Source organism: Sphingobacterium sp. LZ7M1 (assembly GCF_024296865.1).
Lineage (GTDB): Bacteria > Bacteroidota > Bacteroidia > Sphingobacteriales > Sphingobacteriaceae > Sphingobacterium.
This window is the reverse complement of record NZ_CP101134.1, coordinates 2,327,384-2,339,380: the sequence shown is the minus strand read 5'-3', so window position 1 is coordinate 2,339,380 and position 11,997 is coordinate 2,327,384. Positions and strand designations below refer to the sequence as shown.

Genomic DNA, 11,997 nt, shown 5'->3' with positions numbered 1-11,997 from the left:
TTAGTTTTGTTTGACTAAGAAAGTCGCTTTAGTTAATAGATCCTTAGATTCCTGTTTGTCCACTGGTTTTAAATGGATTTCAAACAAGGTCTCCTGTTCTTCAAAATCAGGGTATGCCGTGGAGATATTTGCATAAGAACTCAATGGTTTTATGGTTTCCACTTTTGCCTTGATTTCCTTATTGTCCAAATATGGAACGGTCAGGATTTTCTCTTGTCCTTTTGTAAAGTCTTTCACTTTGCTTTCAGGAATGGTTACCCTAAAAAAAGTGGCATCATTGATGTATCCCGAAACCAAGCTGTATCCTGCTAAGGCAAGTTCACCTACCTGCAAATTGATGTTTTCTACAGTCATATCCTGAGGTGCTAGAATATACCTTTCCTTGCCGGCAACTTTCACTTCGTCCACAGCACCTAGGGCACGCTCTTTCTGACCTAAGGCCATTCTTTGTTGCTCTATACGGGCACCATGTTGTACATCTGCTAATTCAGCCTGAGCAGCAAGGTATTGATTCTTTGCACCTTGATATTTTGCATAGACTTCATCATATTTCTGTTGGGCGATCAATGAATCCTTGAGGAGGTTGTTCATGCGGTCCAGGGATTTCTGAGCAAAATCAAATTGTTCCTTGAGGCCATCTACCTTGGCATGCAGTTGCTTCAACTGTCCATCAGTTGCACCCTTCACAGCCATTTCGTATTGAGCCTGAGCGGCAGCTAATGCCCCTTCAGCTTGAATTGATTTCGCATCTACTTCAGGTAACTCCAGTACGATCAAGGTATCCCCTTTGTGGACGGACTCTCCTACCTCCACTAAAATCTTCTGGATCTTTCCCGGGATTTTTGTGGTCACCGCGATCTGATCACGCTCAATTTTTCCTTCTAATTTTGGTTCCTTTTTAGCATTGTCCCCAGAACAACTTTGTAAAAGAATAATGCCTGCTATTGTGTATATAATGTTTTTCATGATTATCTAGTGATGGTTTGGTATAAGTTTCCGTTTGCTTTTAATAACTCCGATGCTGCCAAGCGCTGATTTAAGACTTGGTTGTAAAAGCCCAATGACTGTTTGTAAAATTCATTTTCTGCTTCCAACCTTTCTGTCACATCCGCCAAGCCTTCTTCAAACTGTCTAGAAGCTAAGTGTAGATTGTTCTTGGCAATTTCAACCTGTTGGTTGCTTACGCTTATTTTTTTCATGGCCAAATTATAATCTACTTCAGTTTTTCGCTGCAATAGGGATAGCTTCTCCTTGGTGTCAGCAAGTTTGTTTTCATTGATCTGAATATCCAATCTAGCCTTATCTATGGCAGTTTTATGGGCCTTTCCTTCAAATATGGTCCATTTGACCCCTACCCCCAAAGCAAAATTGGGTGCCATCCTTAAATGATTGGCCTCTAATTTTAAATCACCCAAATGAGGTAGATCTTTCAGGGTAGCATTTGTACCAAAAGCATTGAAATAGGAGACATTTCCAAATGCAAATACCTGCGGAAGCTTTGCGCCTTTTTCTTTTTTCAACACAAATTCATAGGCTTTCTGGGAGGCTTCCAGTGCTTGAAGCTCCTTTCTGTTCATCTGTTTAGCCGATTCCATTTCCAGATTGATTTCTTGAAGTTGGTAATTAACAGCTTCCAACTCATTGATATCCATCCCTGTCAGTTCCTGTAGCTTGAAGTACAGGAGCTCCCTATTACTTTGCACCTCTGCTTTTTTACTTTCCAATTCCAACATCGCCAATTTAATCTTATCGCGATCATATGGGATTGCAAAGCCGTTTTCAATTCCTTTCACCACTTTGACATGCTCCTTATTCAATCTTTTTTCAGAGTCGATAATCAACAGGTCGACTTCTTTCAGTAGCATTAATTGGTCAAAACTGTGCAACACTTCTTGAGCCAATTCATCATAACCAGCTTCAGTCATCAATTGTTGTGCTTTAAACTTCTGTTCCAATGCCTTTTGTCCGTTTGTGATCTGTAGACCACTGAAAATTACCTGAGTAGCTGTTACACCAGCCATTCCAATTTGAGTAGATAAGTTCATGCGTTGAGAACCATCAAAAATGCTGGTACCTAGCAAAGGCAAGGTTTTAGAAGGAAGATCCACATCTATGTTGCTGTTCAGATAACCATACATTGCGTTTGCAGAAACGGTTGGCAACAACTTTCCTTTTACGTTTTCACGGTCCAATGCTACCTTTTGATTTTCAAGGTTGGCATTGATCAGTGATTTATTATAATTAACCGCCTTCTCAACAGGTGCTTTGAAAGCTTCCAGCCCCTCTTGCCCATAAGCAGTCATGGTTGTAAGCAACACGAAAGCTAAGCTTGATAAGGTTTTATTAATTTTAAAATCCATTTTGAATCAGTTTGACTTAATCTTTTAACAAGACAAAGATGCAAGTGTTTTAGATGAATAAATTTCAGATATCTTAAAAAAGAACATTAATCTAAAATTCAATCCATAATAAATACCATTAAAATGATCTTATTGAGTAAGGAAGATAAAATTAGCTGCAGGCTTATATAGAAAAATTACTATTTGATCCCTCGTATTACCGATAGTGTCTGTTGGGAAATGCCAAGGTATGATGCGATGTGACCTAAAGACGCATTTTGGAATAACTCCGGATTTTCCTCAATCAGCGCATTATAACGCTCATGCGCAGTTTCAAACTGCGTTTTGTAAAACCTATTGGAAAAGTTTATCAGGGAGTCTAAAAGGACTTTCTGAATAATCTTATTGACAGTAATATCTGTATTAGAAAGTTCTTCAATTGCAGCAAACGGAATCAAACAGACCTTGGAAGGAGCCAATGCCTGAAAGCCAAAAAGAGATGGCTTTTTATAAAAGACACTTTCAATACCGGTTCCAAAGGTATTTGGACCAAAGAAATAATGTGTTATTTCTCTTTTGTTTTTATAATAGTAAATCCTGGTAAATCCAGATTCGATAAAATAAATATATCTTAAGTAAGTATCAGGCTCAAAGATTACATCCCCTTTAGCATATTCCTTGATTTCAATAATAGAATCAAAGAATTGTTCGAGCTCATCATTGATATGGTAAAGTTCCTTAAAATATTTTAATAGGGTCATCGGAAATTTCTGCTGATAAACATTGAAAATATTGTTTTTAATTGGCCTAAACAAATGAATTATGCATTATTTTTTTGGTTAAAGGGGTCCATTCAAAAAGATATTTTATAAAAAATTAATTACATTTATGGCTAGAAAGCTGTTGGATATTGCAGCTTTAAACTAATCAATTATAAAAAATGAAAATTACACTAACAGTCATCATGTTAGCCTTTATTACAATGGCGCATGCGCAGCATCATGAAACTAGAAAAATCGGTAATATTTCAGGGATTTCGGTTGCTTCAGGTATTCAAGCTAAGTTTATCAAGTCCTCTAAAAATGAAGTGGTAGTCGATGTTTCAAGACAAGATCTATTAAATAAAATTGTAACTGAGGTCAAGGGTGGCAATTTAAAGATCCAGGTAAAAAGAGGCAGTAATATCAGAAATGCTAATTCATTGAAAGTTACTGTGTACAGCAACTCTACCATTAATTCGATAGCAATCAGTTCATCAGGATCATTAGAGATTTTAGATCCAATAAGTGTCAATAATTTCAATGCAGACCTTTCCTCTGCGGGAAAATTGAAAACTGGAAAGGTTGAAGCTACCTCATCGGAAATAAACCTAAGTTCTGCCGGTAAAATGTCAGGGGAATTAAAGACCGAGAAATTGGCAATCAATGCTTCCAGTTCTGGAGAATTGACCTTATCTGGTTTGGCCAAACAGACCACTGTAAATATGTCCTCAAATGGTAAAGCATTTTTACAGAACTTGAAAACCACAAATTTAACGGTTAATGGTAGTTCAGGTGCCGGATTGAAAATCAATGTATCGAATGAATTAAACGCAAATGTTTCATCTGGTGCAAAAGTCGAATATTCTGGTAATCCAAAGTCTAAATCAGTCAATCATTCATCAGGTGGTTCGGTTAGCCAGCTATAAAGTATTTTAAGAATGAATCAAAGGAGCTAAATTAAAACTTAGCTCCTTTTTTGTTTAAATCCATGTCTTTGCTAGCAGAGCGAACGAACTGTTTCCTTTCTATAGGAAAGTTATCATTTTACTCCCTTACTGCCGTCCTGAGAATGGAAGTGTCTCAGAATTTTACAGACATAATCAATTACGGATGGCAATAGCGTACAGGTCCTCAATCTTCGATTGAGAATGACAAGGTCATGAGGGGCAGAACCATACAGATTCCTCACTGATCCTGCAGAATCAAGATTGCTCTTTTGGCTGATTGTTTTTTTTCGGATAGCGTCCCTAATTTTTCCTTTTACGTTATAAAATTATTTTGAACTGTCCTGAGAAAGGGTAAAGTTTGTAGTGTTATTTATAATCATTCTAAATAATTATTGATAGGCATTATTTGACTTTAGATAAAGTCCACAAAGAATCTCCATAATCTCTTTACTACTATTTCTATTGAGCTCCTGTATCCTTTCCACCGATACGGGAGCCATAGAAATAATGTAGCCCTACCTTAGCCCCTTTTCCCAGATTTAAAAAATTGAGTTTCTATTCTATCCTAAGCTTTAATTTTCATAAAATATATTCTAAATTCAGGTTGTAAAATTACCCTTATGAAAGCTCTCTTCTTTATTGGATTTTGGCTCTGCCAGATCAGTTCAAGTATTATTTTCAAATATGGAGGTATTCAACCGAAATATCAGTGGATGGCATTGATCGGTGGGAACATCATCCTACTTTCTGCTTCCTGGTTTTTGGTCCAATTATTCAAAACCGTTCCACAGCCTATAGTAATAGCTCTTTGTTCAGGCGGAACCTTTTTAACCGTGCAATTGGCCATGGCGTTATGGTTCAAGCAATCATTAAGTTGGATGCAGATATTGGGGTCATTGATCATCATTGTGGGCATGGTAATGGTCACTTTTGGTGATAAATCAATCAGTCAAAACTAATTTAATTAAGATGGACGCAGAAGAAAAACAACCAGAAGTATGGATGCGAGGTCCAATCCCTCAAGTTCCAGCTTTGCTTCAACCTGTCGCACATGCCATATTGCAGGTCAATGAAGATATCCAAAAAATTAACTCAGACAAATATGAAAAACAATTATGGATCAAGCCATATGGCATGGCATCAATTGCATTTCATTTACAGCATATAGCCGGAGTAATAGATCGATTGATGACCTATTCGCGGGGGGAATCCTTAAATGAAGAGCAATTTGATTCTCTCAGTCAAGAGGGGCAACGAAATGACAACCTATGTTTGGAAGACTTAAAGGGTAATTTGGAAAGGACTGTTGAAGTTTTTATAGCGGCATTAAAGCGCATCAATCCGGACAGCCTAACCGAAGAACGGTTCTTGGGTAGAAAAAAGATACCTACAACGCAAATCGGTCTCCTGTTCCATGCTGCAGAGCATGCACAAAGACATTATGGACAACTATTGGTCACCCTGAATTTATTACATCATATGGACCACACTGCATAGGCATAAGCCATACTCATAAAGGAAATCCTAAAGCCAATGATCTTGACTTTAGGATTAACTTTTGCTAATTAAGCGATCTTTTCATCAAAGAAAACGATAAACTGGGTTGGATTGAATCCAGTTCGATCTTTAATGCTCTTAGCAAATTTTCCATAGGATGAGAAGCCTGAGAGTGCAGCTAAATACGTTAATTTAAAATTTCTAGCCTCTTCCACTGTTCTTAAATAATTGTTCAAGAAATCCAGTCTTAAATTATTTACATAATTTGGGAAATCAATTTTCTTGTTTTTATTTACTACGAAGGAAAGATATTTAGAATTACATCCTATCTCCTTGGACGCAGTGGTTATAGAACAAGAAGGATTTAAATATGATTCCTGTGCTTCCCATTGAGTAAGTGCTGCCAGAATCTTATTCTCCGTGTCTGGGTTCATATACTCCTTTTTGATAGTTGGAACGTTGTCAATCATAATAGAATAGATAGTGTTAATTAATTTGATAGTTATTCGGTTTGTTATTAATATGGTGATTTACCCTATTTGGTAGTTTATTTGTTTCGTTAGAGCTTCTTCAAAGAATGTGTCCGTTGTTGTTTTTTCCTGAGTTTCGGTATCACGGTGATTTCTAATGATTTTCATGGCTTGGATTAACTCTTCCTTTAGCGCACTGTCTTTGGATTCAAAGAAAATTTCATTCAGGAACTCCAGTCCAAATTTTGTTTTAAACTCAGTAACGGCCCTAATAATGGCTTTTTTCACCTTTTTGTTGCTGGAATGGTAACAGGCGATGATATGTGATTCACTCTGTTTGTGCTTTAAACAGATCAATGTTTCAATAATGGCCAAGCGGATATCATTACAGGGTTCATTATGCAGCAAACTGGCTAATATAGCTCCACAGCCACGTTGATTAAAAAATGAAATTTCTTTAATCATAAAAATCCTGAAAGCTGTATTCGTCGAGTTCCTCACCCATCTGCTCAAGAGCGGTAAACGGCCTGCATCAGCTTTCACCATTAAAAATTGGTGAACGAGAATTTCATCCAGCGGATTAAATTCATTGATAAAACTTTCGTCCAAGAATTTATAGGGTTCGTGATTCTCAGTTTTCGAAATCTTTTGCGGCCCTTTATTATTTAACCTGTTCGGGAGGTTATGCGCTGAAATATGAAGGATCTGTTGCTGATAATTGCTCTTCAGGTCATCCAGATTCTTTTTTGCCTTAAAAATTCTATTCAGATTATTGGATACAAGTTCTAATTCCCAGAAATTAATGAGTCCGTAGGTGTTCAAAATGATATTATAGTTATTATCATTAAAAGCGACCTTTCCAATTTTAGATTTTAGGTTGGCTTGGATCAATAACTTGGATAGGAACTTTAAGCCTCTTCTGGATCCTTTTATATTATAGATCGATTCAAATTCATTTAAGACATTCTGTTCCGAGAGATTATTTCTATTCATGAGGATATCATTGATAGAACTCTCCAGTCTCTCTTTAAAGGGTCTAAATGTTTGATCATCCTGATTATATTTTGCCTCGAAAAACAGGTTTCTCAATTGATTAATAATCAGAACTAAGATTATGGATACGAAGATTACAATTGTTAACCTTGTTAAGGAAGGATAACTCCATAATTTTGCCTGTACATATAACAGATAAAATTGAAGGTAATAACCTAGATACATATTCTTTAATATTTGTTATTAATAGTTAGTTGGCGTATTAATAGCGGAATTAGCCTGCATTTTTCATGTTAGTTAATTCCTCGTTTGTGATTAATCAAAATTACATCTAGTCCCCAAAAAAGTATGTCCCATAAAACATTTTAATTGTCTAATTGCAATAATAAGACATGTCTTAAAACTATATAACAATCTGTTTGTCAATTTATTATAAGCCTCTATTTGATTTGATTATATTAATTGTTGATTTTCAGGAAATTGAAAATTTGCACAATATTTCCAGCAAATTATTAGACTTAAATGGAGGTGGACATACGCCCTTTTGGACAATTTATGATCATTATCAAGGAATATTTAACCATGTATCCTTGATTTATCTGTTATAAACAGCTATAATTAGTTGATTTTAGCAAAAATTTAGTCTAAAGAGCTGCAATATTTTGGTTGATTTTTAGATTGGAAGAGATCTGTAGAAGAAATTAGGTGAAAATGGTAGATGAATACCTGTTAAAATTAAGGAATGTCCACCCCCCTAACCCCTTTTATTTGATAATATTAACCTATAAATTAAATGTGAAGTTATTCATTCACCTGCTTGCACAAGCTGTTTTAAGAAAATAACAATGAACTATTTTAGTGCTTCTGTTTTAACTCCTCAATAAATAAGGATGGTGTAGTATCCATTACGGATTTAAAGGCTAGTGTGAATTTACTATGTGATGTAAACCCAGCCATATCCGCAAGGTAAGACAGTTTATAGTCCAATAGAGCCTTGTTGGACTCTAATTGCTGAACTATATATTGGATCCTCAAATTCAATATATAATCATTGAAATGTTGATTCTTATATTTTCGTATTACATAGGATATATACTTCTGATTGCTGTTCAGTTTATTGCTCAACCAGCCTAAAGTAATATTCTTGTTCAAGAAAAAATGGTCATCTTCCAGATCATTAAGCTTCTTGACCAGTCTCGTTTCGGTTTCCAGGGATATCTGTACCTCTAAATTAGTATGCAGATCCTTCGTATGAGGTTTGCTCGGGTTGGAAATTTCAGCCAAAGGAGCCAAACCTGCATAAATATTTTCATTTTTATTTGATTTAGGTTTTACCTTGATCATATAAAAGAGAATAAATACACATATACTGATAACAATCGACCAAACCAGAATGACATTATTTCTTTTTAGGGATTTAATTTCCTGTAAGTTTTCCTTAATCAGGTTATTGCTAATGATCTCCGCGCTATTTCTTTTTTGTTCTTCGATTTGGTTGAATTTGTCCACAAATTGTATAGCTAGATCATTCCTGTCGATATTTCTTTGATATTTTGCTTCTAAAAAGTAGTATTCTTTCTTAAGGTAGAGGTTATTAGACCCATTTACATAAGGAATTACGAGATCTAAATACTTCCTGGCGTTTTCCTGTTGACCCAAATGAAAATAGCTGTCAGCCAGGAATTGATAGGTAAAAGCCTTAATGATATGTTCGAAGCCATAAACTTCATCCATGACCATTTTAAGGTACGTTAGGCTTTCCTCATAATTACCCATCTCCATGTAACATTGCGCAATTATTAAATAGTTTTTGGATCTAATTAATAAGGATCGAGGGTTGTTAAAGTCAATATAACCTTTTTTGTTAACGGCTAAATTCATACATTCTAAGGCATCAACATACCTTTTCTGATTTATGTATTGATAGGCTTCTTCTTGAAGGACCCAAATATCGAGCTGGTTCCTGACCAGGCTATCATTAACAGATTTAATATTGGCCTTGGCTCTATGGATATATCGGCTGACTTCTTCATGTATACCAATATCTCTGTATATTGATGCAAGAACTAATGCGCTGCTGGCTTCAAAATCCGAAAGACCTATAAGGTCAGAAAGCCGATCTGCTTGTTTAGCATAATTAATTGCTATAGAATAGGTTCCAATGCTTTGATGAACTAAAGCTAAAAGAGATTTTGATCGGATTTTAGAAGTTTCCGATGTTGAAATTTGTTCCAATGAATCCGCAACGCGAAGGGCTTCTTCATAATTATTGGCAAGAAATTCGGAACGAACTGCAGCATACCTTTTCTCAAACACCGTCCTTTGGGAATAAACCTGAAAAGGAAGTATCCACAGCAATAAATAGCTCAAAATCCTAATGCATCCCATATTAATTCAAATTTGGAATAACCATTTCTCTATATTCAATAGGTGTACATTTCTTTTCTAGGTTAAAATTCCTATAGAATGAAGCCCTTGAACTAAACCCGCAGCGTAATGCCAGTTCATCTATATTTATATCAAAATCTTCTTTGCTCAACTCTTTACACACTTCCTCGACACGGAGGGCATTAATAGTTTTCAAAGCATTTTGATTAAAATAATCTTTAAAAAATTGGGAAATCAAAGGTCGAGAGATTTTCAAATCTCTGGCCATAACATCAATATTAAATTCTGGACTTAAATATCTTTTCTCTTCTAGGTATTGTAGGATCTTCTCTTTATATGGTGATTCTTTTACGTTTTGATTGACCTTTAATGAATACTCCGGTGTTTCATTTTTCTTGAAACTGTGATTTGACAATGGAAATCCTTGAGGCCGAACCTGAGAAACCAAGGTTCGGAATAAATAATTGTAAATCATACTAACCCCTATCATCATGATAAAATACACGGTAACTCCTGAAACAGGTTTGCCCACATCAAATTTATCAATGAAGCTTGACATGATGGTGGGGATAATAAATGCCGCTAATACCAATAGAAGTATGATAAAGTAATAGTAAAGCCTTTTGGTGTCAAGTTGTAAGAAATCAGATATATTACCTTTCAACAATACTGAAATTGGATATAAGATCCAGGATAAACCGAACATGCTGTAAAGAACAACATAATACAATTTACCGTATTGGAATCGAATAAATTCACTGGATAAAAAAATGATAAAAATGACGGACATTATCAAAAAAGGAAAACCATGGATTAGGATAGTTTTTCCAGTTACCCTTTTATATTTAAATGCCAGATATCCAAAATATAGGAAAGGTCCATAGAGTAGGCCAAATGGTGCTCCTAAGTCCACATATTTATAACCTGGAATGATATCACGGAAAAGGGCGGCAAAAACAGTATGGATCAAAAGGGTAATGATCAGCAAAGACAGGATTTTCTCAAACAGACCTTTTTGGGGAAGGTTGCTGTATATCTGATAGCTGAGGAGGCATATGACGATAATTGCTGAGTAGATGAAAAAAATCAACATATGCTATTTAATTAATTTATTCCTATAATTAGATGGAGATTCTCCAACATATAATTTGAAATATTTATTAAAAGTAGTTCTGGAATCGAAACCACTTAAATCCGCCAAGAATTCAAGTTTTAAATTTCCAGAATCTGCATGGATTAAGTTGACAGCATGTTGGACTCGATAAGACGCCAACCAATCTTCAAAATTGGAATCCAGGATCATCTCTAAATAATATTCAATCTTTTCCTTATCAATAGAAGTTTGTTTGCTTAATCGGTCCAAGGTTAAATGGGCATCAAGATATAAGTGTTCCAGTTCCATGCTCTGGGCAATCTTGTTTTTGATCAGATGTAATTCTTGGTCCTTAATATTAAAATCATATACAGATGCAAGTGATAATGCTTGTTGTTTTTCTTGACTACTGCTCAGAAATCTATTGCTGACAAGAAACCAAGTCAAAACGGCCACATTTACCAATAGGATGGCAACAATAACTAATTGAGCATGTCTGTTGGAGAAGTTGTTAGATAAATGGTTGATGTAGATAATATTGATGAAGAAAAATATGGCAAAGCCCAGTAAGGCTAGTATCTCAAGTAGAATCAGATTCCTTTCATTTAAAAACAGACTTTCTTTTTTCTTGGAAAAGATAACAATGGAAGGATATGTAAACATCGAAATCAACGTCGAAATGAAATAAACATGTTGATAGATAGATGGAATGGAAGGTTTTACCAGAAAGAAAATGGCAGCAACAATGGTAAATGGAATAATATGAGGCAGTGCTCTGCTTAAGGTTATATTTACATCAAGTTGATCTAAATAGGCTAAATATAGAAGAGGCCCAAATATTAAGGATATTGGAAATTCAATACTTTCCATCATCATTAGGATTTGGATTATTAAACCAATACAGAACATGGTTAATAAAATCTCAAATAGGTTCTTCTTCATATACTATTTACTAAATAATACCAGATTATTCAGCTGTAAGAAATTAAATGGTAGACTTAGCCTCTACCTCTTAGATAACACTGTTAATAATTGAACAATTCACATAGCAACAGATTCAATATCAGGTACGGTTGCTTCTATTTCAGCAAATATATCTAAATATTCATACATCTATAAAATGAACCCAGAGGCCCTTTTTTTAAAGAAATAGTCTATTTTCTGTACTTAGAATTTAGTTAATGTTTTTGAGTGATTTAAATAATTAGAAATAGTTAAAATATATAAATTGGCTTCGCTTAAAAACGACCTTTATTTATGTAAAGGAAAAATAAAATAATTATCAGCGTTTAAACATCTATATGTTTTCTGATATCAATCTTGTTCATTGGTTAACTTAAGTGGCAAATGACAATTAAACAAATCACAGGCCCTTTTACTTAATTTTTTTTCTATTTCAAAGATATTCAATACAATATATAATAATTTGTTGAGATTTATGAAATTATTATTACCAAATTTTAAAGTTAAATTAAATTGGCAGGAATGGTTTAGTGAGCTGTTTATCAA

11 protein-coding genes are annotated in these 11,997 nt (G+C 34.8%); 3 read left to right on the top strand and 8 right to left on the bottom strand.

Annotated elements, in window-relative coordinates; translation table 11 throughout:
• From NMK93_RS10115 to NMK93_RS10105, 3 genes are all read right to left on the bottom strand, one after another.
• Positions 1–966 carry an HlyD family secretion protein gene (locus tag NMK93_RS10115; protein WP_185214418.1) on the bottom strand — a complete coding sequence of 322 codons (966 nt, stop codon included), beginning with the start codon at positions 964–966 and terminating at the stop codon, positions 1–3.
• Positions 967–968: 2 nt separating this feature from the next.
• Positions 969–2,360: a TolC family protein gene (locus tag NMK93_RS10110; RefSeq protein WP_254527100.1), complete on the bottom strand. Its 1,392-nt coding sequence runs from the start codon at positions 2,358–2,360 to the stop codon at positions 969–971.
• A 179-nt stretch (positions 2,361–2,539) separates the two neighbouring features.
• A complete protein-coding gene (locus NMK93_RS10105) occupies positions 2,540–3,100 on the bottom strand; it encodes a Crp/Fnr family transcriptional regulator (protein ID WP_185214417.1) in 561 nt (186 codons plus the stop codon).
• Positions 3,101–3,279: 179 nt separating this feature from the next.
• On the opposite strand from NMK93_RS10105, the gene NMK93_RS10100 reads away from it, so the two are divergent.
• From NMK93_RS10100 to NMK93_RS10090, 3 genes are all read left to right on the top strand, one after another.
• On the top strand, positions 3,280–4,026 hold the full coding sequence (locus tag NMK93_RS10100) for a head GIN domain-containing protein (protein WP_254527094.1): 747 nt from the start codon (positions 3,280–3,282) through the stop codon (positions 4,024–4,026).
• A gap of 641 nt (positions 4,027–4,667) precedes the next feature.
• The gene (locus NMK93_RS10095; protein WP_254527092.1) at positions 4,668–5,006 is read left to right on the top strand and encodes a hypothetical protein; all 339 of its coding nucleotides are present in this window, start codon (positions 4,668–4,670) and stop codon (positions 5,004–5,006) included.
• A 10-nt stretch (positions 5,007–5,016) separates the two neighbouring features.
• Entirely contained in the window at positions 5,017–5,544 is a 528-nt protein-coding gene (locus NMK93_RS10090) for a DinB family protein (RefSeq protein WP_254527090.1), read from the top strand.
• Positions 5,545–5,612: 68 nt separating this feature from the next.
• Here NMK93_RS10090 and NMK93_RS10085 read toward each other — a convergent pair whose 3' ends face one another.
• From NMK93_RS10085 to NMK93_RS10065, 5 genes are all read right to left on the bottom strand, one after another.
• Positions 5,613–6,014, bottom strand: a complete 402-nt coding sequence (locus NMK93_RS10085) for a hypothetical protein (RefSeq protein WP_185214414.1) — start codon at positions 6,012–6,014, stop codon at positions 5,613–5,615.
• Positions 6,015–6,074: 60 nt separating this feature from the next.
• Complete coding sequence (locus tag NMK93_RS10080) at positions 6,075–7,007, bottom strand: HEAT repeat domain-containing protein (protein ID WP_185214413.1); 933 nt, start codon at positions 7,005–7,007, stop codon at positions 6,075–6,077.
• A gap of 855 nt (positions 7,008–7,862) precedes the next feature.
• Positions 7,863–9,395 carry an AraC family transcriptional regulator gene (locus tag NMK93_RS10075; protein ID WP_254527088.1) on the bottom strand — a complete coding sequence of 511 codons (1,533 nt, stop codon included), beginning with the start codon at positions 9,393–9,395 and terminating at the stop codon, positions 7,863–7,865.
• Position 9,396: 1 nt separating this feature from the next.
• Complete coding sequence (locus tag NMK93_RS10070; RefSeq protein ID WP_254527086.1) at positions 9,397–10,488, bottom strand: helix-turn-helix domain-containing protein; 1,092 nt, start codon at positions 10,486–10,488, stop codon at positions 9,397–9,399.
• A 3-nt stretch (positions 10,489–10,491) separates the two neighbouring features.
• Positions 10,492–11,430: an AraC family transcriptional regulator gene (locus NMK93_RS10065; protein ID WP_254527080.1), complete on the bottom strand. Its 939-nt coding sequence runs from the start codon at positions 11,428–11,430 to the stop codon at positions 10,492–10,494.
• Positions 11,431–11,997 lie beyond the last annotated feature (567 nt).

Excerpts from the sequence above, each read along its gene's own strand:
- NMK93_RS10115 (WP_185214418.1), bottom strand. The coding sequence starts at position 966 with ATGAAAAACATTATATACACAATAGCAGGCATTATTCTTTTACAAAGT.
- NMK93_RS10110 (WP_254527100.1), bottom strand. The coding sequence starts at position 2,360 with ATGGATTTTAAAATTAATAAAACCTTATCAAGCTTAGCTTTCGTGTTG.
- NMK93_RS10105 (WP_185214417.1), bottom strand. The coding sequence starts at position 3,100 with ATGACCCTATTAAAATATTTTAAGGAACTTTACCATATCAATGATGAG.
- NMK93_RS10100 (WP_254527094.1), top strand. The coding sequence starts at position 3,280 with ATGAAAATTACACTAACAGTCATCATGTTAGCCTTTATTACAATGGCG.
- NMK93_RS10095 (WP_254527092.1), top strand. The coding sequence starts at position 4,668 with ATGAAAGCTCTCTTCTTTATTGGATTTTGGCTCTGCCAGATCAGTTCA.
- NMK93_RS10090 (WP_254527090.1), top strand. The coding sequence starts at position 5,017 with ATGGACGCAGAAGAAAAACAACCAGAAGTATGGATGCGAGGTCCAATC.
- NMK93_RS10085 (WP_185214414.1), bottom strand. The coding sequence starts at position 6,014 with ATGATTGACAACGTTCCAACTATCAAAAAGGAGTATATGAACCCAGAC.
- NMK93_RS10080 (WP_185214413.1), bottom strand. The coding sequence starts at position 7,007 with ATGAATAGAAATAATCTCTCGGAACAGAATGTCTTAAATGAATTTGAA.
- NMK93_RS10075 (WP_254527088.1), bottom strand. The coding sequence starts at position 9,395 with ATGGGATGCATTAGGATTTTGAGCTATTTATTGCTGTGGATACTTCCT.
- NMK93_RS10070 (WP_254527086.1), bottom strand. The coding sequence starts at position 10,488 with ATGTTGATTTTTTTCATCTACTCAGCAATTATCGTCATATGCCTCCTC.
- NMK93_RS10065 (WP_254527080.1), bottom strand. The coding sequence starts at position 11,430 with ATGAAGAAGAACCTATTTGAGATTTTATTAACCATGTTCTGTATTGGT.